The sequence below is a fragment of the Streptomyces sp. DT2A-34 genome (assembly GCF_030499515.1).
Classification (GTDB): Bacteria; Actinomycetota; Actinomycetes; order Streptomycetales; family Streptomycetaceae; genus Streptomyces.
Window position 1 is genome coordinate 779,829 of record NZ_JASTWJ010000001.1, and the last position, 24,537, is coordinate 804,365.

Here is a 24,537-nt window from a genome sequence, read left to right on the forward strand (position 1 = left end):
CGGGCGAGCGTCTGGTTCGCATAGAATCGCGGGGTTTGCCCATGCCCCCGACTCGCGCCTCCGGAGCCCGTCCCCATGCCTTCCCCGCACGACCCGTACGTCCGCGTCCGCGGCGCCCGTGAGCACAACCTCAAGGGCGTGGACGTCGACATTCCGCGGGATGTGCTGACCGTGTTCACGGGTGTGTCCGGTTCCGGGAAGTCGTCGCTCGCCTTCGGCACGATCTACGCCGAGGCCCAGCGCCGCTACTTCGAGTCGGTCGCGCCCTACGCACGCAGGCTGATCCACCAGGTCGGGGCGCCGAAGGTCGGCGAGATCAGCGGTCTTCCGCCCGCCGTGCCGCTCCAGCAGCGCCGCTCGGCGCCGACGTCCCGCTCGTCCGTCGGCACGGTCACCAACCTCTCCAACTCCCTGCGGATGCTGTTCTCCCGCGCGGGCGACCACCCGCCGGGCGCCGAGCGGCTCGACTCGGACGCCTTCTCGCCGAACACGGCGGCCGGGGCGTGCCCGCAGTGCCACGGCCTGGGCCAAGTACACCGTACGACCGAGGAGTTGCTGGTCCCCGACCCGTCGCTGTCGATCCGGCAGGGCGCGATCGCCGCGTGGCCGGGGGCCTGGCAGGGCAAGAACCTGCGCGACATCCTCGACGCGCTCGGCCACGACGTCGACCGACCCTGGCGCGAGCTGCCCGCCGAGCAGCGCGAATGGATCCTGTTCACCGACGAGCAGCCGGTCGTCACCGTCCACCCGGTGCGCGACGCCGACCGCATCCAACGGCCGTACCAGGGCACGTACATGAGCGCCCGGCGGTACGTCATGAAGACCTTCTCCGACTCCAAGAGTCCCACCCTCAGGGCCAAGGCGGAGCGGTTCCTCGCCTCCGCGCCCTGTCCGGCGTGCGGCGGCAGCAGGCTGCGGCCCGAGGCGCTGGCGGTGACCTTCGCCGGCCGGACGATCGCCGAGCTGGCCGCGCTGCCGCTGACGGAGCTGGCGGGCACTCTGGACGGCGAAGCCTCGTCGGAGACGGCCCGGGTCCTCACCGGTGACCTCAAGTCCCGTATCGCACCCGTCGTCGAGCTCGGCCTCGGCTACCTCAGCCTCGACCGCGCCACGCCGACGCTCTCGGCGGGCGAACTCCAGCGCCTGCGGCTCGCGACCCAGCTGCGGTCCGGTCTCTTCGGTGTCGTGTACGTCCTCGACGAGCCGTCCGCGGGACTGCACCCGGCGGACACGGAGGCGCTGCTGACGGTGCTGGAGCGGCTGAAGGCGGCCGGGAACACGGTGTTCGTGGTCGAGCACCACCTCGACGTCGTGCGCGGCGCCGACTGGCTGGTCGACGTGGGGCCTCGTGCGGGTGAGCACGGCGGGCAGGTGCTGCACAGCGGGCCGGTGGCCGAGCTGGCGGCGGTCGCGGAGTCGGCGACGGCGCGCTTCCTGTTCGACGACTCCCCCGCCGCCGTACGCCAAGGGCGCGCGCCGCACGGCCAGGTGAAGGTCGGCCCGGTCACCCGGCACAACCTGCGCGGGGTGACCGCCGAGTTCCCGCTCGGAGTGTTCACGGCCGTCACCGGCGTCTCGGGCTCGGGCAAGTCCACGCTCATCGGCGAGATCACCGAGGATCTCGCGGGCGTGGGCCGCCTGGTCTCGGTCGACCAGAGGCCGATCGGCCGCACCCCGCGCTCCAATCTCGCCACCTACACCGGGCTCTTCGACGTCGTGCGCAAGGTGTTCGCGGCCACCGACGAGGCGCGGGCCCGTGGTTTCGGCGTCGGGCGCTTCTCCTTCAATGTCGTGGGCGGGCGCTGCGAGACGTGTCAGGGCGAGGGGTTCGTCAGCGTCGAGCTGCTGTTCCTGCCGAGCACGTACGCGCCGTGCCCGGACTGCGGCGGGGCGCGCTACAACCCCGAGACGCTCCAAGTGGCGTACCGGGGACGGAACATCGCGCAGGTGCTGGACCTCACGGTCGAGTCGGCCGCGGACTTCGTCGCGGACACGCCGGCCGTCGCCCGCAGCCTCGGCACCCTGCTCGACGTCGGTCTCGGCTACCTGCGGCTCGGCCAGCCGGCCACCGAGCTGTCCGGCGGTGAGGCCCAGCGCATCAAGCTGGCGAGCGAGCTCCAGCGCGGCCGTCGCGGCCACACCCTCTATCTCCTCGACGAGCCGACGACCGGACTCCACCCGGCCGACGTCGAGGTGCTGATGCGCCAGTTGCACGGGCTGGTCGACGCCGGGCACACCGTCGTCGTGGTGGAGCACGACATGTCCGTCGTGGCGGGCGCGGACTGGGTGATCGACCTGGGGCCGGGCGGCGGTGACGCGGGCGGACGGATCGTGGCGGCGGGTCCGCCCGCCCAGGTGGCGCGGGCGAGAGGCAGCGCGACGGCGCCGTATCTCGCCCGGGTCATGCCGTAAGGGCCTCGCGCGACGGGACCGACGGCAGCTCTTCGGCGCCGGTGACGGGGGCCGTGCGGACCGCACCGGGCACCGGGAGGGGCACGGCGCGCCGCGGGCCGGGGAGCCGGACCTGCCGCGCCCCGAGGAGCGCGGACGCTTCGGCCGCCCGGGCCAGGGAACGGCGGTCCGGGCGGCTGCCCGGCGCCATCGGCTCCTGCACCTCCGCCTCGGCGACCAGCTCGCGTGCCCGCACCACCCGCCACACCGAGGTGAGCAGCGAGTCCTCGCCGACGAAGGCGGCCGCCGTGCCGGGCGCGCCCCGGGCCGTCCGGTAGTGCAGGCGGACCGGCTGGACGGGGACGCCCGCGTCGAGGGCTGCCTGGAAGGCGGCCCGGCGGAAGTGGCCCTGGGCGCGGCCGCACCAGGTGCTGCCCTCGGGGAAGACGGCGACCGCTTCGCCGGCCCGCAGCGCCCCGGCGATCCTCGCCACCGTCTCGGGCAGTGCGCGGATACGGTCCCGGTCGATGAACAGGGCGCCGCTGCGGGCGGTCAGCCACCCCGCCACCGGCCACTGCCGGATCTCCGACTTGGCGAGCATCCGGGCCGGGCGCACGGCGGCGAGCAGCGGGATGTCCAGCCAGGAGACGTGGTTGGCGACGAGCAGCAGCCCGCCGTCGGGCGCGGCGCCGCCGTCGATCCGTACCCGGACTCCCGCGGCCCGGACGACCCAGCGACACCAGCGTCGGATCAGTTCCGCGGGTATCCGGCCGCTGAAAGGGCAGAGCGCGACCCCGACGACCAGCAGGAACAGGACCGCCGCGATCCGCAGGACGGCCAGTGGCAGTGCCCTGGCCGGTTCCGTCACCTCCACGCACGTGTGCGGGGTGCAGGGCGCGTGGGGTCGCCAGAGGTTCGCCGCCTCGACGGGGTGGGCCCGCGCAACCTGGGTGCTCATGGCCGCCACGTCCGTCACGCCGGGACGAGGGAGAGGAAGTGCCGCAGATAGCGCGGGTTGACCCGGCGCATCGACAGCAGCACGTACATGTCGGCCACACCGAACTCCGGGTCGTGCGCGGGCTCGCCGCAGACCCAGGCGCCTAGGCGGAGGTAGCCGCGCAGGAGGGCGGGGAGTTCGGTGCGGGTGGCGGAGGCGGGGGCGGTCGGCTGCCACGGGCGCAGCGGTCGTACGCGGTACTCCTCCGGGGCCAGGTGCTTGGCCTGTACCCGGTCCCAGGTCGCGGCGGCGAGCGTGCCGCCGTCGGCCAGCGGGATGGAGCAGCAGCCGGCCAGCCACTCGTGGCCGCGGTCGACCATGTAGCGGGCGATGCCGGCCCAGATGAGGCCGATGACGGCGCCGTCGCGGTGGTCGGGGTGGACGCAGGAGCGGCCGACCTCGACCAGGTCCGGGCGCAGGGCGTCGATGCGGGTGAGGTCGAACTCGCCCTCGGAGTACAGCCGGCCCGCGACCGCGGCCCGCTCCGGCGGCAGCAGCCGGTAGGTGCCGACGACCTGCCCGGACACCTCCTCGCGGACCAGCAGGTGGTCGCAGTACGCGTCGAAGGCGTCGATGTCGAGGCCCGGCTGCGGGGTGGACAGCAGGGCCCCCATCTCGCCGGCGAAGACGTCGTGCCGCAGCCGCTGGGCGGCGCGCACGTCCTCCTCGTCGCGGGCGAGGCCGACGGTGTAGCGGGTGGGTGCCGTGGGCTGCGGGGGGCGTTCGACGGTCAGTACGCCGGTCATGGCTTACTCCTGGTCACGGGCCGGGGACGGCGAGCGGAGAGCGGTGGGAGCGATGCGATGTGCCGCCCCTGTTCTTCCGATGCCGGTTGGCGTATGCGTGACCGGTGCCAGGAGAGTGGATGTGCGAATGTTGAACGGCGCGGGCCGGTACCGGCCGTCCATGTTCCGGTGCCCGATCGGTCAGCCGGACGATCCGGTGCCGTTCACCTGACAGCGCAGAAAAGGCGAGACGGGGCCGGGGAGCACCTCCCGACCCCGCCCGTCCGCACCTATCAGCGAACGTTCATTGCAGCGCCCCAAAGGGGCGCGGGACTGTTTCGATGTGCGGCTCCGCCGCGTGGGCGCGACAAGCCACGAAACACCCGCAGCCGCCGGACAACCGTCCCTGCTACGGCGCTACCGCTTGACCTTCCGCGCGGCCCGCAGCCACTCCTTGTTCATGCTCGTGACGGACATCAGAGGGATGCCCTTGGGGCAGGCGGTGGCGCACTCCCCCGTCAGCGTGCACCCACCGAAGCCCTCCTCATCCATCTGCCCCACCATGTCGAGCACCCGCGTCTCCCGCTCAGGCGCCCCCTGCGGCAGCACATTCAGATGGTTGATCTTGGCGGAAGTGAACAGCATCGCCGCCCCGTTCGGACAAGCCGCCACACACGCCCCGCACCCGATGCACTCGGCGTGCTCGAACGCGAAGTCGGCGTCCGGCTTCGGCACCGGCGTGGCGTGCGCTTCGGGAGCCGCACCCGTCGGCGCGGTGATGTAACCACCGGCCTGGATGATCCGGTCGAACGCGGACCGGTCCACGACCAGGTCCTTGACCACCGGGAACGCGGACGCCCGCCACGGCTCGATGTCGATCGTGTCGCCGTCCTTGAACGACCGCATGTGCAGCTGACACGTGGTCGTCCGCTCGGGCCCGTGCGCATCGCCGTTGATCACGAGCGAGCAGGCACCGCAGATGCCCTCACGGCAGTCGTGGTCGAAGGCGACCGGGTCCTCGCCCCTGAGGATGAGCTCCTCGTTGAGGGTGTCGAGCATCTCCAGGAAGGACATGTCGGAGGAGATCCCGTCCACCTGGTACGTGGACATGGCGCCTTCGGCGTCGGCGTTCTTCTGCCGCCAGACCCGCAGGGTGAGCTTCATGCGTAGCTCCGCTGGGTGGGGTGGACGTACTCGAAGACCAGGTCTTCCTTGTGCAGGACCGGAGCGGCACCGGTCTCGGTGAACTCCCAGGCCGCCGCGTAGGCGAACTCCTCGTCCCTGCGGGCCGCTTCGCCGTCCGGCGTCTGCGACTCCTCGCGGAAGTGGCCGCCGCAGGACTCGGAGCGGTGCAGCGCGTCGAGGCACATGAGCTCGGCGAGCTCCAGGTAGTCGACGACGCGGTTGGCCTTCTCCAGCGACTGGTTGAACTCCTCGCCGGTGCCCGGCACCTTGATGCGCCGCCAGAACTCCTCGCGGATCTGCGGGATGCGTTCCAGGGCCTTGCGCAGGCCGCTGTCGGTGCGGGCCATGCCGCAGAACTCCCACATCAGCTCGCCCACCTCACGGTGGAAGGAGTCGGGGGTGCGGTCGCCGTCGACGGACAGGAGCAGGTGGAGCCGGTCCTCCGTCTCGGCCAACACCTCCTGCACGACGGGGTGTTCGGCGGTGACGGCCTCGTGGTGCGGGTTGCGGGCGAGGTAGTCGTTGATGGTGGCCGGCAGCACGAAGTAGCCGTCGGCCAGGCCCTGCATCAGCGCGGAGGCGCCGAGGCGGTTGGCGCCGTGGTCGGAGAAGTTGGCCTCGCCGATCGCGAAGAGACCCGGGACCGTGGTCTGGAGGTCGTAGTCCACCCACAGGCCGCCCCATCGTGTAGTGCACGGCCGGGTAGATCCGCATCGGCACCTCGTACGGATCCTCGTCGGTGATCCGCTGGTACATGTCGAAGAGGTTGCCGTACTTGGCCTCGACGGCCTTGCGTCCCATGCGCTTGATGGCGTCGGCGAAGTCGAGGTAGACGCCCTGCCCGCCGGGACCGACACCCCGCCCCTCGTCGCAGACGTTCTTCGCGGCGCGGGAGGCGATGTCGCGCGGGACCAGGTTGCCGAAGGACGGGTAGATGCGCTCCAGGTAGTAGTCGCGCTCGTCCTCGGGGATCTTGTTCGCGGGGCGGTCGTCGCCCTTGGCCTTCGGCACCCAGATCCGGCCGTCGTTGCGCAGCGACTCGCTCATCAGCGTCAGCTTGGACTGGTGGTCGCCGGTGCGCGGGATGCAGGTGGGGTGGATCTGGGTGAAGCAGGGGTTGGCGAAGTAGGCGCCGCGCCGGTGGGCCCGCCAGACGGCGGTGGCGTTGGAGTTCATGGCGTTCGTCGACAGGTAGAAGACGTTGCCGTAGCCGCCGGAGGCCAGTACGACCGCGTCGGCGAAGTACGTGTCGATCCTGCCGGTGACGAGATCCCGGGCCACGATGCCGCGCGCCCGCCCGTCGACGACGATCAGGTCGAGCATTTCCGTACGCGGGTGCATCTCGATGTTCCCCGCGGCGATCTGCCTGCTCAGGGCCTGGTAGGCGCCGAGCAGCAGCTGCTGTCCCGTCTGGCCGCGGGCGTAGAAGGTCCGCGACACCTGGACACCGCCGAAGGAGCGCGTGTCGAGCAGACCGCCGTACTCGCGGGCGAACGGCACGCCCTGCGCCACGCACTGGTCGATGATCTCCACCGAGATCTGCGCGAGCCGGTGCACGTTCGACTCGCGCGCCCGGAAGTCGCCGCCCTTGACGGTGTCGTAGAACAGCCGGTGGATGGAGTCGCCGTCGTTGCGGTAGTTCTTCGCCGCGTTGATGCCGCCCTGCGCGGCGATCGAGTGGGCGCGGCGCGGGGAGTCCTGGTAGCAGAACTGGACGACGTGGTAGCCCTGTTCGGCGAGGGTGGCGCCCGCGGAACCGCCCGCGAGGCCGGTGCCGACGACGATGACGGTGTGCTTGCGCCGGTTGGCGGGGTTGACCAGCTTGGCCTCGAAACGGCGCTTGTCCCAGCGCTCGTTGATCGGGCCCGACGGCGCCTTGCCGTCGACGACCGGCTCGCCGGTCCTGTAGTCCACATAGGTAGTCATGTCAGCTCACCACTCCGGTCATGACGCCCACGGGTACGGCGATGAAGCCGGCCGTGAGCAGCAGCGCGAGGACGTTGGCGACGGTCTTCAGGGCGCGGTCTCGGGTGCGGCTGCCGGCGCCGAGGGTCTGGGCGGCGCTCCAGAAGCCGTGCCGGATGTGCAGGCCGAGGGCGAGCATCGCGACGATGTAGATGACGTTGCCGTACCACGTGGAGAAGGTGTCCACGACGTTCTGGTACGGGTGGCCCTCCTGGAAGCCGCCCGAGTGCACGGTGCCGGTCGTCAGGTCCAGGACGTGCCAGACGATGAACAGGCCGAGGATGATGCCGCCCCAGCGCATGGTGCGGGTCGCGTAGGAGGCCCGCGGCTTCTTGTGCACGTACTTGCTGGGGCGTGCCTTGATGTCGCGGCGGCTGAGCTGGTACGCCGAGGTGGCGTGGGCGACGACGGCGGCGACCAGCACGACGCGGATCAGCCAGAGCGTCCACTCGTAGTGCATGAACGGTTCGCCGACCGTGCGCAGCCAGTGGCCGTACGCGTTGAACTCGCCCGCGCCGAAGTAGATCTTCAGGTTGCCGATCATGTGGGCGACCAGGTACAGCAGCATGATCAGCCCGCTGACCGCCATCACGGTCTTCTTGCCGACGGTGGAGTCCCACACCGTGCGTGCCATGGACGGCCGTCGATCCGTCCGCGTTGCCAGAGCCATGGAACAGGACGCTAGGCCCGAACCACCTCATCGGTCCAAGACATGGTCCGGCTCGTTTCGATAGGCACTGGCTATGCTGGCTGGATGCAGTTCCAGCAGCTCCAGTACTTCGTGGCGGTCGCCGAGACCCGGCACTTCACCCGGGCCGCCGATCTGGTGCATGTCGCACAGCCCTCGCTGTCGCAGCAGATCAAGGCGCTGGAGCGGGAGTTGGGCGCGGACCTGTTCCTGCGGGCGCGCGGCAACATCACGCTGACGGACGCCGGGGAGGCCCTGCTCCCGCTGGCCCGGCGCATCCTGGCCGACGCGGACACCGCACGGCACGAGGTGCAGGAACTGGTGCAGCTGCGTCAGGGCCGGGTCCGGCTGGGCGCGACCCCGAGCCTGTGCACGGGCCTGCTCCCGGACGTGCTGCGCGCCTTCCACGACCGCTACCCCGGCATCCAGCTGCTGATCGAGGAGGGCGGCTCGCACGACCTGGTACGAGAGCTGGCGCGCGGCGCCCTCGACCTCGCGCTGGTCGTCCTGCCCCTGCCGACCCCGTCCCCCGCGCTCACCACGGTCGAGCTGCTGCGCGAGGACCTGGTGGTCGTCTCCTCACCCGATGCGCCCCGCCCCGGCGGCGGCCGGCGCACCGTGCGCATCGCCGACCTGGAGGGGGAACGCCTGGTGATGTTCCGGCACGGCTACGACCTGCGGGAGCTGACCGTAGCCGCGTGTCGCTCCGCTGGGTTCGAGCCGGATTTCGCGGTGGAGGGTGGGGAGATGGACGCGGTGTTGGGGTTTGTGCGGGCGGGGCTGGGGGTCGCGGTCGTGCCGCGGATGGTGGCCGCGCGGTCCGGGCGCGGGCTGCGGGTCACGCCGCTGGCCCGGCCCGGGCTGCACCGGACGATCGCGCTGGCGCATCGCAGTGATGTGGCTCCGCCTCGGGCCGCCAGGGAGTTGCAGCGGATGCTTCTGGAGCGGTGACCGTGGCTGTGGCCCCCTGGCGCCGTTGCGCGACAGCGCCATCGGGGACTGCGGGTTGTCCGTGGTTGCCCGCGCAGTTCCCCGCGCCCCTTCGGGGCGCTGCTCAGACGCCTGCTCTACGGCGTGCCGCCGCCGTGCGCACGGCGTCCAACGGGATCCCCGCCTGTTCGCACAGCGTGGCCAGGTCGAAGTAGATCGTCTCGCCGGCCATCAGCCCTTCCTTGAAGGGGACGATATTGGCGAAGGGCACCTCGAAGGCGCCCCCGCCGGGTGGGACGCCGAGCCAGTCGCCCCGGCTGGTGCCGCGCAGGGTTCCCCACACGGCGATCACGTCGTCGCCGAAGGCGATGCCCTCGTCCTGCGGAGCGAGGTCGGGGAAGGCGGTGAAGTACTGCTGCTCGTACGCGGCCCGCACCGCGTCCCGCCCCTGGCTGCGCAGCCCAAGGGGCTGGGTCTGGAGGAAGCAGTCGTCGACGAAGGTCTGCAGAACCGCGTCGATGTCGCGCGCCGCCTCGGCCTCGCGGTGGGCCTCGAAGAGGCGACGCATGTTCGTGACGTCCATGTCCGCGCTCCCTCCGCTCAGGGCGTCGGTGACCCCGTCTTCGATCGTATGAAGGGGGTCACCGCGCAGCCACCGCTCAGCCCGTCGCGTCCACCAGCGCCAGCTCGTGCAGCCGCTCCGGTGGGCCCGGGCGGGCGTAGTACCAGCCCTGGGCCGTGTCGCAGCCGAGGATGCGTAGTTGTTCGGCCTGGGCGCCCGTTTCCACGCCCTCCACCGTGACCGCCAGGTCCAGGCTGTGGGCGAGGGACACGATGCCTTCGACGATCTTCAGGTCGACGGGGTCGGCCGGGAACTGCTGCATGCTCTGGGTGAAGGAGCGGTCCAGCTTGAGGACGCTCACCGGTAGCCGGCGCAGGTTGGCGAGGTTGGAGTAGCCGGTGCCGAAGTCGTCGAGGGCGATGTCCACGCCCATCTCGGCCAGCCGGCGCAGCGGCTTGAGCAGGTCGTCGTCGGCGCCGATGAGGGCCGACTCGGTGACTTCCAGGCAGAGGGCGTCCGGCGCCACGCCCGCGCGCTCCAGGATGTCCACCGTGTCCTGGACCAGTCCGGGGTGGGTGAGCTGGCACGGCGAGAGGTTGACGTTGATGCGGAGCGGCCCTGCGTCGTCGTAGCGTTCTCGCCACTCGCGCGCCTGACGCACCGACTGCTCCAGGACCCAGCGGCCGAGCGGAACGATCAGTCCCGTGTGCTCGGCGAGCGGGATGAACCGGTCCGGGCCGAGGATGCCGTGCTGCGGGTGCAGCCAGCGCACCAGGGCCTCGGCGCCGCGCACGCTGCCGTCGCCGAGGTGGACCAGCGGCTGGTACTCGATGAAGAACTCGCCCCGGTCCAGGGCCGTCGGCAGCGCCGTGGTCAGCCCGTGCCGGGTGATGGCGCGGGCGTCGGCCTCCTCGTCGGCGAGCTCGAAGCGGTTGCCGCCCGCCGACTTGGCCCGGTACATGGTGATGTCCGCGCTGCGCAGCACCTCCGCCGGGCTGCGCTCTCCGGCCGGGCCCTCGACGATGCCGATGCTGCCGCGCACGGTCAGCTCCCGGCCGTCGACGCTGATCGGGGCGATGAGCGCGTTCATGATGCGGGCGGCGAGCTCGTCGACCTCATGCTCGGTGTCGGGGCCGGTGGTCAGCGCCACGAACTCGTCGCCGCCGAGCCGGGCGACCATCTCGCCGGGCGCGGTGGCGCAGGACTGCAGCCGGTCGGCGACCTCGACGAGCAGCCGGTCGCCGGCCGCGTGGCCGAGGCTGTCGTTGACGGTCTTGAAGCCGTCCAGGTCGAGGTAGCACAGGCCGAACCGCTGGCCTTCCCCGGCGCCCAGTGCCTTCTCCAGGCGCTCGAAGAAGAAGGTGCGGTTGGGCAGGCCGGTCAGCGCGTCGTGCGTGGCCTCGTAGCGCAGCCGCAGGTTGAGCAGGCGCCGTTCGGTGGTGTCCTCCATCAGGGCCAGCTGGTACTGCGGGTTGCCGTCGGGGTCGCGCAGCAGGGAGACCGTGAGGTTGGTCCACAGGACCGTTCCGTCGGGCCGGTAGAAGGCCTTTTCGACGTGGTAGTGCTCGCGCTCGCCGCGTACGAGTTCGTCGTAGAGCTTCCAGGTCTGCGGCGCGTCCTCGGGGTGCGTCCACTCCATGACGTTGCGGCTGCGCAACGCATGTTCGGAGATGCCGAACATGCGCAGCAGGGCGCCGTTGACCTGAAGGATGTTGCCCTCCAGGTCCGCGATGCCGATTCCTATGGCCGCGCCTTCGAAGACCGCGCGGAAGCGGGCCTCGGTGGCGTGCAGCGCCTGCGCGACCACGCCCTGCGCCTTGAGGGCGGCCGCGGAGATCGCCTCCTGCTCGGCCAGCGTCCGCTCGCGCAGCGCCTGGGCGAACCCGGCGGCCATGGCGTGCTGGAGCCGCGCCGAGCGGGCCCGCTGGTCCTCCTGGTCGCCTTCGGTGCCGCAGTAGAGCACGAGGTAGGCGTCCACGCAGTCCAGCGAACGGCTCAGCGCCTCGGGGTCCGTGCAGTGCGCGGTGACGAGTGCGGCGCCGACCGTCTTGCCCGCGTCCGCGTCGAAGGCCCTGGCCCTGAGCGCCTCGCTCAACCGCCGGGCCAACGGCAGCAGTTGCTCCTCGAACTCCGGCCGGGTCGACGACGTCGAGGTCACCGGGAAGACGGCCCGGCTCCAGATCGTCGCGAACCGGCGCAGTCTGTCCTCCGGCCCGTCCGGCCCCGCGCTCACGCCGTACGCCCCACGCCGGCGAACCCGGAGAAGGCGAACGGATCCTCGTCCTCCGGTGCTGTGTCCGGCCGCCAGAGCGGCATCGGCACCAGTCCCGGTTCCACCATGTCGTACCCCTCGAAGAACCGCGCGATTCCGTCGCGCGAGCGCATGATCAGCGGGTTGCGAATGTCCTTGTATACGTCGACCGTGCCCTTGGCCCGCTCCTCGGGCAGCGGGATTCCCTCGTACGAGGCATGCGTGAGCACCAGCAGGCTGCCGGGCGCGAGCGCGTCGCGCAGCTGGGCCACCGCCTCGTACGGGTCGTCCTCGTCCTCCACGAAGTGCAGTATGGCAACGAGCAGCAGTACCACTGGCCGGTTCAGGTCGATGAGGCTCTCGACCACGGAACTGCCCAGAATGTCCTGGGGCTTGCGCAGGTCCGCGGCGACGACGTCCGCGCCGTCGTTGCCCTCCAGGACGGCCTGGCTGTGCGCGACGGCGACCGGGTCGTGGTCGACGTACACCACGCGTGCGGCGGGCTCGGCCGCCTGGGCCACCTCGTGGACGTTGCCGAACGTCGGGATGCCGGAGCCTATGTCCAGGAACTGGGTGATGCCCTCGTCGACCGCGAAGCGCACCGCGCGGCGCATGAACGCCCGGTTGGCCTGCATGATCTTGGGGAGCCCCGGCATGAACTCCATGGCCTTGCGGGCCGCTTCCCGGTCGACCTCGAAGTTGTGCGAACCGCCCAGGTAGTAGTCGTAGATTCGCGAGACACTGGGCACCGAGATATCGATGCTCCGAGGGGCCCAGGCGGGACGCTCCATCTATCTCTCCAAGGCGTAGGCGATCCGGTGTTCGAGCTGAGGCTACTGATCGCCCGCCAAAGGAGCGAGCGGAAACGGAAATTGACCATCCGTTCCCGGTCACTGCCAGCGGCACGTGCCGAATTGATGCCCGGCGCACCCTCCGTCAAAAGCATCCGAAGCATTCCACAGAGCGGCGAAGCATGGCGAAAGAGGGCGAAGAATCACGGTGAATAACGGTGAATGACGACAAACCGGCCCGCCCCCTGTGCGTGAGGCTTCAGGGGGCGGACCGGTGGGCCGGGCGTGCCGGGGATCAACCTTGGCGAGGTGTGATCTTCTACTGCTCCGGCGCGCCGACCGGCTGGCCGTCGGGGCGGATGGCGAACCAAGTGCCGCCGACGCCCTGACCGTTGGTGTCGCCAGGCTTCTTGTCGTTCACGAACGTGTAGATGGGGACGCAGTCGATGGTCTGCTGCTTGAGCCCGTCGGGCCGGTCGAAGACCACGTAACCCTGCCCCCTGAGACCGGACCCCTTCAGATCGATGCCCTCGGTGTCCTCGGCGTCGACCGGCTCGATGACCGGCCACTTCTCCAGACAATCGCCGGTGCACGCCGTCTTCATCGGCCAGGGCGAGTCCTTCATGAAGCGGTAGACCGTGTGACCGTTCTTGTCGATGACGATCTCGCCGAGCTTGGGGTCCTTGCGGGTGGACAGACCGGGCAGGCCGGCCGCCTCCGCACCGCCCTCCCCCTGCGCCTTCTTGCCGTCGGGGGCCAGCGCGTACCAAGTGCCGCCCACACCCTGGCCGTTGACGTCGCCCGCGTTGGTGTCCTTCGCATAGCGGTACACCGGCCAGCCGTCGACCGTCAGCTGCTTGGTGCCGTCGGAGCGGGTGACCGAACCCAGCAGCGCCTTGTCGATACCGGTGCCGGCCGTGGCGTCGTCCGCGGGGACCGGCGGCCACTTCTTCGCGCAGTCGCCGTCGCAGTTGGACTTGGCGGGGTCCGCGGTGTCCTTGTCGAAGCGGTAGAGAGTCAGACCGGCGCTGTCGGTCAGCACCTCGCCGAGTTCCTGGTTGCTGGAAACGGACAGCTCACCGGCGGTGGCGGCCTGCGTGGCGGCGCTCTCCTGGCCCGCCGCACCCGGGTCGTACCCGGATCCGTTCCCGAGGCCGGTACCGGCGCTTCCGTAATCACCGGCCGCGGCCGTGGCACCCACGTTCTGGCTGCTCGCCGGCGGCGCGGTCTCCGAGCCGCATGCCGTCGTCAGCGCCGCCACCGCCACGGCGCTCACCACGAGCGAGGCGCTCCGCCACGAGGTCTTCATCGTCAACTCCCCGATCATCACAAGGGTGTTGCAGCGCCCTGCTGCGCCGCCGCACGACAAGGGGTACGCATGAAGGCCATGGTCGTGTTCAACCGACGCACAAATTTCTTTCGGAATGCTGTGACAACACCCGCTTCCCTCCTGTGAACGCAGGCCTCTCTCCCCCCTGTACATCCTCGTCTCGCGTCGCACGCGCGTGCGTGCGTGCGTCCCGGCGGTCACATCCGCGCCCGCCGATCAAACCTTCGGGGGCCTTGGGTCACTCGTTCGGGGCAATCCCCCCGCACTCGGGCCTGTGGAAGCGCGCCCCGCCCTCAGGATCTTGGTCGTGTATGGACTCGAACCGACCCAATCCACCCTGACGACAAGGGTGTTGACGGTGGTGACGCTGACCTGGCTCCTGGTGGCGGCACCGGCCGGTGAGGCGGTGGCCGACGTCTGCGCGTATGCCGACACCGGCCCGGACGGCGCGAAGGCGGTGGCGGTCGTCGGAACCCTCACCTGGCCGACGCCCCCGCAGTGCCCGGCACCGACCCCTACGCCTACGCCGACCCCCACGCCCACACCCACGCCCACTCCGACACCGGACCCCGCGCCCACGCCACCCCCGAAGACCACACCCACCCCGAAACCCGAGCCTCCGCCTCCACCACCGCCTCCCCCGCCCCCGCCCCCGGCGGCGCCGGCTCCCCCGCCCGCTCCACCTCGCGCGGGCCCGACCCCCGTGCCGACCCCCACGCCCACCCCGACGCCCACGCCGAAGCCGTCGGTCAAGCCCACCCCGAGTCCGTCCATGGCCCCGGTGCACTACCCGCCCTACCGCGCCACGCCGCACCGGGGGCCGGCGCACGACGCCCCGTCACCCCTCACCTTCGTCCTGCTCATCGCGGTGCCCGCGATCGTCGCCGTCGCCGCACTGCGTGCGCGCTGACCCTGGAGGCTTCTGTTGCCGGAATGGCTTGTTCTCACCCTCGCGATGCTGGCCGCCTGCGCCGTGGTGGTCATCATCACCCTCCTACGGCACCGCACGGCCCCCGAGGACGAGGATCCCTCCGAGACCCCGGACGTCATCGAGTACATGACGATGTGGATCGGTGTCGTGTACGCCATTGTCCTGGGCCTGGCCATCGCCGGCGTGTGGGAGGGCCGCAGCGCCGCCGAGGACCATGTGCAGGCGGAGGCCGCGGCGCTGCACGAGATCTCGGAACGCGTCCGGGTCTATCCGGCCGACGTCCGTGACCGTATTCGGGACGATGTCAACGCCTATGTCGGACACGTCGTCACCACCGAGTGGAAGACGATGAGCGAGGACGGCCGGGTCACCGAACGCGGCGCCGAGCTCCTGCAGCGCCTCCGCGAGGACGTCACCGACTACGAGCCGAGGTCGGACTTCGAGGCGCAGGCCTACCAGCCGCTCGTCGATCAGGTGACCGCCGCCGACCAGGCGCGCAACGCCCGCGCGAGCTCGACCGGGGAGACCATGCCGGGCGTGGTGTGGTTCGGGCTGATCGCCGGCGGCATCGTCACCATCGGGATGATCTTCGCCCTGCAGATCCGGCGCACGGCCCGCGAGCTGATCCTCGCCGGGCTGTTCTCCGCGCTGATCGCCTTCCTGCTCTTCCTCATCTGGGACTTCGACGCCCCCTACAGCCGTGGTGTCACGGCGTCGGCGGAACCGTTCCTCGACCTCTTCCCGCACATCAAGGGCTGACAGGCCCTCACCTGACGAACCGAGGGGGGACGAAGCGAGAGGTGGCGCCGGCACGCGATGCGCGGCAGCCACGCCGCCAGGGCCCTTCTGATGGATCTTCGACGCCGCGGAGATCCATCAGAAGGGCCCTGAGTCCCCCGGTCGCGGGAACGCCGTCCCCTGAGCGGCCCACGCTCTTGCCCCATTCGCACGACAGCGATCGCGCAGGTGTGCGCGCCTTTCTAGCGTTCCGGTCATCGAGGTGCATTTCCGGCGCAAGCGGAACAGGTCCGCGGCCGCTCCTCGGGGACCCGGAGGAAACACCATGCGCGCGATACGCATCGCTTCGGCCGCACTGCTGGGCGTCAGCGCCCTCGCCATGGCCGCCCCCGCCGCCCAGGCGCGCGGCGACGCCTCAGGTTTCTGGGTCAACGTACTGCCCACCACCGTCGCGCCCGGTGGCCAGGTCAAGCTGCGCGCGACCGGCTGCGACCAGAGCGTGGCCGTCTCGTCGGGGGTGTTCGACACGGTCACCATCCCCAGGGGGCGGACGACGACGAGGGTCACGGTCGACCGGGACGCCAGACCGGGGGCCGTGTACGAGGTGTCGTTCTACTGCGGCACCTTCTGGCAGAGCGTCGACCTCACCATCGCCGGCGGCCGGCCCGCGCCGGTGCACCCTCACCCGCAGCGCGGCGTGCACGCCGGTGAGGGCGGCAGCTTGGCCGGGCTGGATGTGAAGGAGATCGGCCTGGGCGGTGCGCTCATCGCGGCCTCGCTCGGGACGGCGTACCACCTCTCCCGGCGCCCCACCGGCGAGGACGACACCTGACGCCAGGACCCGCCCGCACAGGCCTTCGCCCCGGATCCCCTCGACGGGGGCCGGGGCGAAGGTCTGGGAACGTGCGACATGTCGGCGACGGGCAACAGCTCAGATCCGCTTCTCCGCCCGGCGGCGCATCCAGAACACCCCGCCACCGATGACGGCCGCGGCGATGAGCCCACCTCCGATGGCCATGTCGGTCGGCGTCGCGCCGGTGGAGCTGCTGCCGCCGAGACCGCCGCGCACGCCGCCGATGACGGTGAAGGCGTTCGGGTGGGTCAGCGGCCTGCCGGCGCCGGTGCAGGTGACCGTGATGCTGTGTGCACCCGGCTTCGCGTGTTTGTCGATGATCGCGGTGCCCTTGGCCGTGCTGCCGCCGACCGGGGTCAACCGCGTGGGCCGGAACGCGTCCGAGGTCGCGGTGCCGCCGTGCGGGCAGCCGTCGACCGTGATGGTCAGCTGCCCGCCGCGGGCGATGACACTGGGCATGGCGACGATATTGCTCGGGCCGATCATGCCGTCCCGAGCGGTGGCCGCCGGGGCGGCGAGTCCGAGGGCTGCGACCGCGGTGGCAGCGGCCGCCAGGGCACGAGTAGTTCGCATGTGATCCTCCGCGGAAGGCGCCCCGGGAACCGTCCCCGGTCGATCGGCGAGAAAGCACCTCCCAGAAAGACCCTCAGATGCCGTGCCCCGGGCCGCATTTCGGCGATGGTCCGTCCTGGTGAGAGGACACGCCGCCGCATAAGCCCACAATCGGATATTGCCGCAGGTCACGGACCGTCAGAATTTTCCTGTCGGCGGCAACTCGGATGGCGCACCGAAGGGAGTCGGGCCACCCGTTCGTATCCGCCCCGTCGCCGGTTGCGCGCCCGGGACTTAGCGTTCTGGTATGCGCGAATGACGTGGCGACGGCCGCGTCGAGAGGGGAAGTCGAATGTCTGCGTCCGAACTGGCCGAACTGGCCGAAGAGGAGGAGCGCCGGAAGAAGCGCGCTCCTTGGGGCGTGATAGCGCTTGTTCTGCTCACCGGCCTCGCACTCATTCGCAATGGTTCGGGGGAGTTCGACGTGGGACCGCCGCAGCCCGCGACGGCGGCCGCGGCGGACGGCGGCCGGGTGTCCGGCGGCATCTTCGCCGGTGCCGTGCAGCCACTGCCGTACGCCCTGCCGGACCGGGTCAGGATCCCCGGGATCCAGGTCGACGCGCCGGTGATCCCGGTCGGTCTGGACGTGGACGGCTGGGTCGGCGCGCCGCCGCCGGAGGACCCGAACCTGGCAGGTTGGTTCACCGGCTCCGTCTCCCCCGGCGAGAAGGGCACCGCGGTGGTCGTCGGCCATGTCGACAACGCTCAGGGTCCCGCTGTTTTCTACGGTCTCGGGGGCCTGCAGAAAGGGAATCGCGTAGAGATCGTCCGGCAGGACGGAAAGACGGCCGTTTTCGAGGTCTACGGCATCGAGGTGTTCCAGAAGAACGATTTCCCCGGTGACCGGGTTTACGGTTCCAAGGGGAGCCCCGAATTGCGGGTCATCACCTGTGGTGGCGGTTTCTCCCAGCAGAACGGATATGACGGGAACGTCGTCGCTTTCGCCAGCCTGGTCGAGGTCCGCTGAGCTTTCCCCGGCCGGGCGGGCGAGAGCCGTCAGCGGTATTTCCGTTCCGGGACGGTGACGAAATAGCCGGAGTCCAGCAGCCGCGGCAGATAGGCGCGCAGTGCGCGGACGCTCTGGGAGCGGTCGCCCCCGGCGTCGTGCGAGAGCACCACGACGCCGGGGGCGGCGCCGTGCTCCACCCGGTCGACGATCGTGCGGGTGCCGGGGGTGGTCCAGTCGAGGGTGTCGACGGTCCAGGCGAGCGGTTCCATGCCCAGGTCGGCGCCGAGTTGGAAGGTGGCGCGGTTCCAGGCGCCGTAGGGCGCGCGGAACCAGGCGGGGCGTTCTCCGTACGCCTCCTCGACGACATCGCAGGTGCGCTCCATCTCGGCGCGGATCCGGCCGCGGCTGAGGCGGGTGAGCAGCGGGTGGGACCAGGTGTGGTTGCCGACGACATGGCCCTCGTCGGCCATCCGCGCCACGAGTCCCTTGTGGTCGGCGACCATCTCTCCGCACACGAAGAACATCGCGCGGACGTCGTACTCGCGCAGGGTGTCCAGGATGTGCGGGGTGTAGCGGGGGTCGGGACCGTCGTCGAAGGTCAGCACCATGGTGCGGCCCCTGCCGGACACGCGCAGGTACGGCGCTCGCCGTACGAGCGTGCGGCGGGGCGCCACACGGGGCGGGCCGTAACCCGTCAGGGGTTCTAGGCGGTAGGCGGAGGGCTTGAGCGCGCGGTGCGCCTGCGGGCCCGCGGCCGGGGCGACGGGCCGGACCGGCTCCTCGCCCGTGACCGTCGCGAACAGTCCGGCGGTGCCGGCGGCTCCGACGGCGGCGGCACCGGCGAGCAGCGCGCGGCGTCGCGTGAGCGGACGTGTGGGCGACTGATCCTTCGTCATGAATGATCAGTCGCCCGGTGAGGGACCGACGCACCACGGCGGCACCGGGACGGCGGCAGGAAAACGCCCGACCGGCGCAGCTCCGGTTGCGCCGGCCGCGGAGCTTATGACGGCGCGTCAGCGGCGGCGCACCAGGGGGAACGGCAGGGGCTCCCGGATCGTTCAGGCCGGTGAGAACATGACGAACTGGTCGACGCCGATGCCGAGGCCGCCGGTGGGCGGCATGGCGTATTCGAGGGCGTCGAGGAAGTCCTCGTCCAGCTCCAGCGCCTCGGGGTCTCCCCCGGCGGCGAGCAGGGACTGGGCGGTGAGGCGGCGGCGCTGTTCGACGGGGTCGGTGAGTTCGGAGCAGGCGGTGCCGAGTTCGGTGCCGAAGGCGACGAGGTCCCCGCGCTCGGCGAGCCGGGGGTCTTCGCGGTGTTGCCGGGTGAGCGGGGAGACGTCGGTCGGGAAGTCCTTGTAGAAGGTGGGCAGCTGGGTCTTCTCCTCGACGAGCCGCTCGTACATCTCCAGCACGAGGTCGCCGTGGCCGTCGTCGGCCGTGTACGGCACGCCCACGCGATCGCAGCTTGGGACCTGGGGCTTCCCGGCTCAAGGAAACGTGTGCGTTGGCGCCGCCATGGATCTGCTGGCGCACCGGCGTCTCGACTTCCAGGTAGCCGCGCTCCAGCAGGCCCTGGCGCAGGGCCTGGACGGCGGTGGAGCGGGCGCGGACCACGTCGCGGGCGGCGGGGCCGGAGACCAGGTCGAGGTAGCGCATGCGCACCTTGGCCTCGGGGTCGGCGAGGCCGCGGCGTTTGTCGGGCAGGAGGCGCAGGCACTTGCCGACGAGCTGCCAGGAGGTGACGAAGACGGTGGGTTCACTCTTGTCGCTGACGCCGGCCAGGCCGGTGGCAGTGACGAGGTCGCCGATGTCGGTGTCGGTGTCGGCGGTGAAGCGGTCGAGGGCGGCGCCGGTGTCCCCCGGGTGAGGGCGAGTTGGTGGTCGCCGGACCAGTCGCGCAGTACGGCGAAGACGAGGCCGCCGAAGTCGCGCACGGGCATGATCCGGCCGACGACGGTGACCTGCTCGCATGTCGGCGAGGGCGTGGGTGCGGGCCGGGGATGCCACCGAGTAGGGGTCGATGCCGTCGGCGCGCAGCCGGTCGAGGGTGATGGTGCCGGATGCGGACCTGCTCAGGCAGGCCCGCATCCGGCCGGGCCGCCCCGGCCTCGTCCCCTCCGTCGAGGCCGAGCGCCGCCGGCGAGGGCAGTCCTTCGGTGGTCGCGGGACGCGGCCCGCCTCGCGGGTGCCCGTTTCTGCGGAGTTTGTGCAGCGACGGTACGGAGACTTGGCGTTGGAGCGGTAGAGGGCCTCCAGTTGCCACCACTTGGAGGGGATGCCCATCTTCGGTGCCACCGCGCACAGTTCGGCGACCATGAGGGCCGAGGGCCGTGCCGAGGAGGTCGGGCAGGACGAGCAGGCCCAGGTGGACGACGACCAGCCACCAGGCGATCTTCTTGCGGGCGGCCGTCGCGGCGGCGAGCAGGAAGAGCACGGCCGCGTGGGCGAGGTTGGCGCTGACGGGGCGGTGATCCGGTCGAGGGCGTCCACGACCGGGCGGAGCGCGCTGCGCAGCGGTGGGATGAGGGCCGGCAGGACGCACAGCGGTCCGAGGGCGCCGAAGAAGGTCGCGAAACCCTCCGGCACCCTGCGGAGGAGGCCGTTCCCGGGCGACCGTATCGGGCCCGTGGTGTCCTTGTCCGGGACGGCCTCCACGGTGGCACTCATGTTCCGACTGTAGGAAGCCCTGGGCCCGTTCGCCCGTCGAGCCCCCTGCCCGGCGGCGGGACCTGCGGTTTCCGATAGCCTCCGTGCCGTGACGGAACAGCACGCGCACCAGTTCGAGCGGGGCACGGACGGGCCCAAGGTCATCGTGGTCGGGGTGGACGGCTCCGACTCCTCGCTGCGCGCGGCGGCCTACGCCGCCGGCCTCGCCCGACGGCAGCACGCGCTGCTCGCCGTCGTGTACGTGCAGCCAGTGATGACGGCGGGCGCGGCGCTCGGGGTGCCGGTCGCGGAGACGACCGACGAGATCGCCGAGGACCTGATCGCCCAGATCCGGGACGCGGCCGAGCGGCTCAAGGGGATATTCGACGTCCGCTGGGAGTTCCACACCTTCCGCGGCGACCCCTACAACGGCCTGGTGACGGCGGCCGACGACCTGAAGGCCGACGCCGTGGTGGTGGGCGCCTCGGAGCAGGCCGGGCACCGGATCGTCGGTTCCGTCACGGTGCGGTTGGTCAAGGCGGGGCGGTGGCCGGTGACGGTGGTGCCGTAGGCCCGCTGTACAGGGCGTCCATGCCGCCCGATCACAGGCTGAACCGACCGGCCCTCAGAGGGCCCGGAGGAAGTCCAGCAGGATCTCGTTGAAGGCCTCGGGCTTCTCCAGGTTCGGGAAGTGCCCGGTGTCCTCGATCGTCACCGAGCGGCCGTTCGGCACGCTTCGCACGAGCCGCTCCGCCATCTCGAGGGCGTCGGCCGCGTCGAGCGCGCCGTGGACGGCGAGGACGGGTACGTCGATCTTGGGCATCCGGCTCCAGGGGTCGTCGAGCGGCACATGCCAGTTCGTCTCGCCGACGGTGTGCTTGGCGATCGTGTGCGCCGCCATCTCCCGCATCCGCCGCACGGCGTCGGGGTCGCAGTCCGCCACGGCGCGGTGCGGCCCGGCGACGTTCTTGGCGAAGGCCTCGATCCAGCCGGCGGCATCACCCTCCCCCAACATGCGGGCCGACTCGGCGACCCGCTCCCGCGTCCACGCATCGGAGTACTCGAACGCGCTGGTCCCGCCGCCGCTGACGACCACCGCACGCGCCAGCTCGGGGTACTCCAGCACGGTGTCGGTGGCGACCGCCGCCCCCATGCACACACCGGCCAGGACGGCGGGTCCGGCATCGAGATGGCGCAGCAGGCCACCGAGGTCGTCGGCCCAGCGGAACGGCTTGCTCGCGTTGGCGGAGAAGCCGTGCCCGCGCACGTCGGGCGCGATCACGCGGTAGCCGGCGGCGACCAGCGCCGGTATCTGGTCGTCGAAGACGCGGTGATCGACGTACCCGGGGTGCACCAGGACCACGAGGTCCCCGGCACCGGTGTCGCGGTAGGCGAGGTCGCCGTCCGGGGAGGCGAAGAAGCACAGATCCGAAGCTGTCGTCGCTGTCATCATGACAACCAAGGTGTCATCTTCAGAGAAGTTTGGCAACCCAGGTGTCATGATGGCTTGGTGGACGACTCCAGCCAGCCCCTCTCCCGCGACGACCTCGGCGACCGGATCAGCGAGGTGTTCGACCTGATCGGCGCGCTCTACCGGCGCGGCCTGCGCAAGCTCGAGCAGGGCGAGGAGGTCGAGGGCGTGTCCGTCGGCGTGCGCTCCGTCCTGGTCCTGCTGCACAGGTACGGGCCCATGACGGTGCCCCAGATGGGCCGGGTCATGACGCTGACCCGGCAGTTCGTGCAGCGCATGGTCAACGAGGCGGCGTCCAGGGGCTGGGTCGAGGCCACCCCCAACCCCGCGCACCAGCGGTCCTCGCTCATCCGGATCACAGAGGAGGGCACCGCCGTCATCACCGCGATCCTCGCCCGCGAGCACGCCCTGAACCGGCAGGTCGGCAGCGATCTGACCGAGGGCGAGCTGCGGGCCTGCGTGCGCGTGCTGAAGGAGATGCTGAAGACCTTCGACCACGTGGACGCGGACTGACCTGCACCCCCTGGCCTACTCCCCCATGGTGAGCCCGTCCTTGGCCGCGCCCCGGCTCAGCACGATGTCCCGGATCCGGTCGCGCACACCACGTAGTTCGGCGCCCTGTTCGAGCGCCCGGTTGAGGTTGATCACGCGACCGGCGTCGATGTCGAACAGCTGCGGGATGAACTCGGCCTTCGACACCTCCCAGCGACCGCCGGGCTCGTCGGGCGCGGTGAAGGTGAAGCGGCCGAGGGTGGACTGGTTGCCGCGCGAATCCTGGACGCCCTGCTCGTTGTACATCGCGCCGGCGACCTGGTCGCCCATGCCGTAGACCACCCAGGTGCCGTTGACCTTCTCGTACGCCTGCGGGACATGGGCGTGGGTGCCGAGGATCAGGTCGATGACGGGGCGGCCACCGGCGCGGGCGGCCGTGAGGTCGCGGGCGAGGGTCGTCTGCGTGTCGTCGGGCGCGTCCTGCCATTCGGTGCCCCAGTGCAGCGAGACGACGACCACGTCGGCGCCCCCCTTCCGAGCGGCGCGGGCGTCCGCCAGGATCTTGTTCTCGTCGATCAGGTTGACCGCCCAGGGCTGCCCGGGCGGCAGCGGGAAGCCGTTGACGCCGTATGTGTACGCGAGGTGCGCGACCTTGGCCGGGCCCGCGCGCAGCACCCTCACGGAGCGCGCCTCACCCTCGGTGCGCGCCGTCCCCGCGTGCCGTACGCGCGCCTCGTCGAGGGCGTTCAGGGTGCGCAGAATGCCGGCGGCACCGTCGTCGAGGCTGTGGTCGGAGGCGGTGGAGCAGCCGTCATAGCCGGCGGCGGCGATCCCCTTGGCCACCTCCGGCGGGGACCTGAAGGCCGGGTAGCCCGAGTACTCGCCGTCCGCGCCGTAGACCGTCTCCATATGACACAGCGCCAGATCGGCGCGGGAGACGACGGGTTCGACGCCGGCGAACATCGGGCGGAAGTCGTAGCCGGAGCCGCGCGCGTCGAAGCGCGCCCGGTCGATGATCGACGTGTGCGGGAGGATGTCGCCGGAGGCGACGAGCGTGAAGCCGCGGGGGCCCTTGGCGGAGGCGCCCGGGTGCCCCGGCGCCTTGTGGTCGTTGGCCTGGCAGGCGGCGCCCGCGGCGAGGGCGGCCGTCAGAGCGAGGGCCACGAGTCGACTGCGTGCAATCATCAGCTCACCCCGTGTGGTCGTATTACCCACCAATACGTATGAAACCGGGCGTCCTCGCAAACAATCCGACCGCTTCCATTAGCCCGTCCGGCGCGCCCCGGCTAGGCGGAAGGGACCGTTCGTCGTACCGTTCGCCGACGCGATCGACCGTCCGCCGCAGATCCGTGTGCGTGCTCTGTCCCCGGACAGCGGCCTGCGGTGCCATACGGCCATGACGGCCGGAACCACCCTCACGAACGGGACGACCGCCGAGCACGAGCTCGCCGCACTGCAGCGCGAGCACGGCCGGCCCCTCTTCGCGCTCCTGCTCCGGCTCTGCGACGGCGACCGGCAGCGCGCCGAGGACCTCGTACAGGAGACGCTGGTGCGCGCCTGGCAGCATCCCGAGGCCCTGCGCGCCGACGACTTCGACTCCGTACGGCCCTGGCTGCTGACCGTCGGGCGGCGGCTCGCGATCGACGCGCGGCGGGCCCGGCAGGCGCGGCCGCCGGAGGTCGGGGACGCGATCCTGGAGAACGCGCGCGTGATCTCCGACCACGCCGAGCGCGCCGCGGAGATGCTCGATGTGCGCGAGGCTGTGAAGACACTCACTCCGGAGCACCGTGAAGTCCTGGTGCTCGTGTACTTCCAAGGGGCGAGTGTTGCGGAAGCCGCGGAAACCCTGGGTATTCCGCCCGGTACGGTGAAGTCCCGCGCGTACTATGCGCTGCGCGCCCTGCGCAGGGTGCTTCCGGGGTACGCGGCCGACCTGCGGTGAAACCAATGGGCGAGTCAAACCTCCGTAAAACGCCTTGCTGAACACCCCGGTTGAGTAATCGGCTGTCCTCATCCGTGTTCCGGATCGG

General features: G+C 71.1%; 22 protein-coding genes and 2 pseudogenes. 10 read left to right on the forward strand and 14 right to left on the reverse strand.

Annotation, left to right across the window (positions count from 1 at the left end; translation table 11 throughout):
* The first annotated feature begins 75 nt into the window (after window positions 1-75).
* Window positions 76-2,412 carry an excinuclease ABC subunit UvrA gene (locus QQM39_RS03215; protein WP_301995059.1) on the forward strand — a complete coding sequence of 779 codons (2,337 nt, stop codon included), beginning with the start codon at window positions 76-78 and terminating at the stop codon, window positions 2,410-2,412.
* Here the strand turns inward: QQM39_RS03215 and QQM39_RS03220 are convergent.
* The 5 genes and pseudogenes from QQM39_RS03220 to QQM39_RS03240 all read right to left on the reverse strand — a co-directional run bounded on the left by QQM39_RS03220 (window position 2,402) and on the right by QQM39_RS03240 (window position 7,897).
* Window positions 2,402-3,349: a 1-acyl-sn-glycerol-3-phosphate acyltransferase gene (locus QQM39_RS03220; protein WP_301995060.1), complete on the reverse strand. Its 948-nt coding sequence runs from the start codon at window positions 3,347-3,349 to the stop codon at window positions 2,402-2,404. The genes QQM39_RS03215 and QQM39_RS03220 overlap by 11 nt on opposite strands.
* Before the next feature lie 14 nt (window positions 3,350-3,363).
* Entirely contained in the window at window positions 3,364-4,134 is a 771-nt protein-coding gene (locus QQM39_RS03225; RefSeq protein ID WP_301995062.1) for a GNAT family N-acetyltransferase, read from the reverse strand.
* 396 nt (window positions 4,135-4,530) lie between these two features.
* The gene (locus tag QQM39_RS03230) at window positions 4,531-5,277 is read right to left on the reverse strand and encodes a succinate dehydrogenase/fumarate reductase iron-sulfur subunit (protein WP_301995063.1); all 747 of its coding nucleotides are present in this window, start codon (window positions 5,275-5,277) and stop codon (window positions 4,531-4,533) included.
* A pseudogene (locus QQM39_RS03235) lies at window positions 5,274-7,224 on the reverse strand (fumarate reductase/succinate dehydrogenase flavoprotein subunit). Before QQM39_RS03235 ends, QQM39_RS03230 begins: the two are co-directional and overlap by 4 nt.
* Before the next feature lies 1 nt (window position 7,225).
* A complete protein-coding gene (locus QQM39_RS03240; RefSeq protein WP_301995064.1) occupies window positions 7,226-7,897 on the reverse strand; it encodes a succinate dehydrogenase in 672 nt (223 codons plus the stop codon).
* A 120-nt stretch (window positions 7,898-8,017) separates the two neighbouring features.
* Between QQM39_RS03240 and QQM39_RS03245 the strand changes: the two genes are divergently transcribed.
* A complete protein-coding gene (locus tag QQM39_RS03245; RefSeq protein WP_301995065.1) occupies window positions 8,018-8,902 on the forward strand; it encodes a LysR family transcriptional regulator in 885 nt (294 codons plus the stop codon).
* A 103-nt stretch (window positions 8,903-9,005) separates the two neighbouring features.
* On the opposite strand, the gene QQM39_RS03250 is transcribed toward QQM39_RS03245, so the two are convergent.
* The 4 genes from QQM39_RS03250 to QQM39_RS03265 form a co-directional block, all read right to left on the reverse strand.
* On the reverse strand, window positions 9,006-9,464 hold the full coding sequence (locus QQM39_RS03250) for an ester cyclase (RefSeq protein ID WP_301995066.1): 459 nt from the start codon (window positions 9,462-9,464) through the stop codon (window positions 9,006-9,008).
* A 76-nt stretch (window positions 9,465-9,540) separates the two neighbouring features.
* Window positions 9,541-11,676 carry a bifunctional diguanylate cyclase/phosphodiesterase gene (locus QQM39_RS03255; protein WP_301995067.1) on the reverse strand — a complete coding sequence of 712 codons (2,136 nt, stop codon included), beginning with the start codon at window positions 11,674-11,676 and terminating at the stop codon, window positions 9,541-9,543.
* Window positions 11,673-12,485, reverse strand: a complete 813-nt coding sequence (locus tag QQM39_RS03260; RefSeq protein ID WP_301995069.1) for an SAM-dependent methyltransferase — start codon at window positions 12,483-12,485, stop codon at window positions 11,673-11,675. Before QQM39_RS03260 ends, QQM39_RS03255 begins: the two co-directional genes overlap by 4 nt.
* A 319-nt stretch (window positions 12,486-12,804) precedes the next feature.
* A complete protein-coding gene (locus QQM39_RS03265; RefSeq protein ID WP_302003463.1) occupies window positions 12,805-13,764 on the reverse strand; it encodes an SCO0930 family lipoprotein in 960 nt (319 codons plus the stop codon).
* Here QQM39_RS03265 and QQM39_RS03270 point away from each other — a divergent pair.
* The 4 genes from QQM39_RS03270 (at window position 13,676) to QQM39_RS03285 (ending at window position 16,316) form a co-directional block, all read left to right on the forward strand.
* Window positions 13,676-13,867, forward strand: a complete 192-nt coding sequence (locus QQM39_RS03270; protein WP_302003949.1) for a hypothetical protein — start codon at window positions 13,676-13,678, stop codon at window positions 13,865-13,867. The two genes, QQM39_RS03265 and QQM39_RS03270, sit on opposite strands and share 89 nt — an antisense overlap.
* Window positions 13,868-14,173: 306 nt before the next feature.
* Window positions 14,174-14,725, forward strand: a complete 552-nt coding sequence (locus tag QQM39_RS03275) for a hypothetical protein (RefSeq protein ID WP_301995070.1) — start codon at window positions 14,174-14,176, stop codon at window positions 14,723-14,725.
* 15 nt (window positions 14,726-14,740) lie between these two features.
* Window positions 14,741-15,505: a DUF4239 domain-containing protein gene (locus QQM39_RS03280; protein WP_301995072.1), complete on the forward strand. Its 765-nt coding sequence runs from the start codon at window positions 14,741-14,743 to the stop codon at window positions 15,503-15,505.
* A gap of 304 nt (window positions 15,506-15,809) precedes the next feature.
* On the forward strand, window positions 15,810-16,316 hold the full coding sequence (locus QQM39_RS03285; protein ID WP_301995073.1) for a hypothetical protein: 507 nt from the start codon (window positions 15,810-15,812) through the stop codon (window positions 16,314-16,316).
* A 99-nt stretch (window positions 16,317-16,415) separates the two neighbouring features.
* Here QQM39_RS03285 and QQM39_RS03290 read toward each other — a convergent pair whose 3' ends face one another.
* Window positions 16,416-16,910 (reverse strand): hypothetical protein, encoded by a 495-nt coding sequence (locus QQM39_RS03290; RefSeq protein WP_301995074.1) that lies wholly within the window; start codon window positions 16,908-16,910, stop codon window positions 16,416-16,418.
* A 331-nt stretch (window positions 16,911-17,241) separates the two neighbouring features.
* On the opposite strand from QQM39_RS03290, the gene QQM39_RS03295 reads away from it, so the two are divergent.
* Window positions 17,242-17,916: a class F sortase gene (locus tag QQM39_RS03295; protein WP_301995075.1), complete on the forward strand. Its 675-nt coding sequence runs from the start codon at window positions 17,242-17,244 to the stop codon at window positions 17,914-17,916.
* Window positions 17,917-17,945: 29 nt separating this feature from the next.
* Here QQM39_RS03295 and QQM39_RS03300 read toward each other — a convergent pair whose 3' ends face one another.
* Together QQM39_RS03300 and QQM39_RS03305 are read right to left on the reverse strand one after the other, a co-directional pair.
* On the reverse strand, window positions 17,946-18,794 hold the full coding sequence (locus QQM39_RS03300; protein WP_301995077.1) for a polysaccharide deacetylase family protein: 849 nt from the start codon (window positions 18,792-18,794) through the stop codon (window positions 17,946-17,948).
* A gap of 162 nt (window positions 18,795-18,956) precedes the next feature.
* A pseudogene (locus QQM39_RS03305) lies at window positions 18,957-20,565 on the reverse strand (amino acid--tRNA ligase-related protein).
* Between the two features lie 88 nt (window positions 20,566-20,653).
* Here QQM39_RS03305 and QQM39_RS03310 point away from each other — a divergent pair.
* Window positions 20,654-21,115: a universal stress protein gene (locus QQM39_RS03310; protein ID WP_301995078.1), complete on the forward strand. Its 462-nt coding sequence runs from the start codon at window positions 20,654-20,656 to the stop codon at window positions 21,113-21,115.
* A 54-nt stretch (window positions 21,116-21,169) separates the two neighbouring features.
* Here the strand turns inward: QQM39_RS03310 and QQM39_RS03315 are convergent, their stop codons facing one another.
* Window positions 21,170-21,997 (reverse strand): alpha/beta fold hydrolase, encoded by an 828-nt coding sequence (locus tag QQM39_RS03315; protein ID WP_301995079.1) that lies wholly within the window; start codon window positions 21,995-21,997, stop codon window positions 21,170-21,172.
* A gap of 57 nt (window positions 21,998-22,054) precedes the next feature.
* Between QQM39_RS03315 and QQM39_RS03320 the strand changes: the two genes are divergently transcribed.
* The gene (locus tag QQM39_RS03320; protein ID WP_301995080.1) at window positions 22,055-22,528 is read left to right on the forward strand and encodes a MarR family winged helix-turn-helix transcriptional regulator; all 474 of its coding nucleotides are present in this window, start codon (window positions 22,055-22,057) and stop codon (window positions 22,526-22,528) included.
* 15 nt (window positions 22,529-22,543) lie between these two features.
* Here the strand turns inward: QQM39_RS03320 and QQM39_RS03325 are convergent, their stop codons facing one another.
* Complete coding sequence (locus tag QQM39_RS03325; RefSeq protein ID WP_301995082.1) at window positions 22,544-23,692, reverse strand: CapA family protein; 1,149 nt, start codon at window positions 23,690-23,692, stop codon at window positions 22,544-22,546.
* A gap of 211 nt (window positions 23,693-23,903) precedes the next feature.
* On the opposite strand from QQM39_RS03325, the gene QQM39_RS03330 reads away from it, so the two are divergent.
* On the forward strand, window positions 23,904-24,449 hold the full coding sequence (locus QQM39_RS03330; protein ID WP_030952315.1) for a sigma-70 family RNA polymerase sigma factor: 546 nt from the start codon (window positions 23,904-23,906) through the stop codon (window positions 24,447-24,449).
* Window positions 24,450-24,537 lie beyond the last annotated feature (88 nt).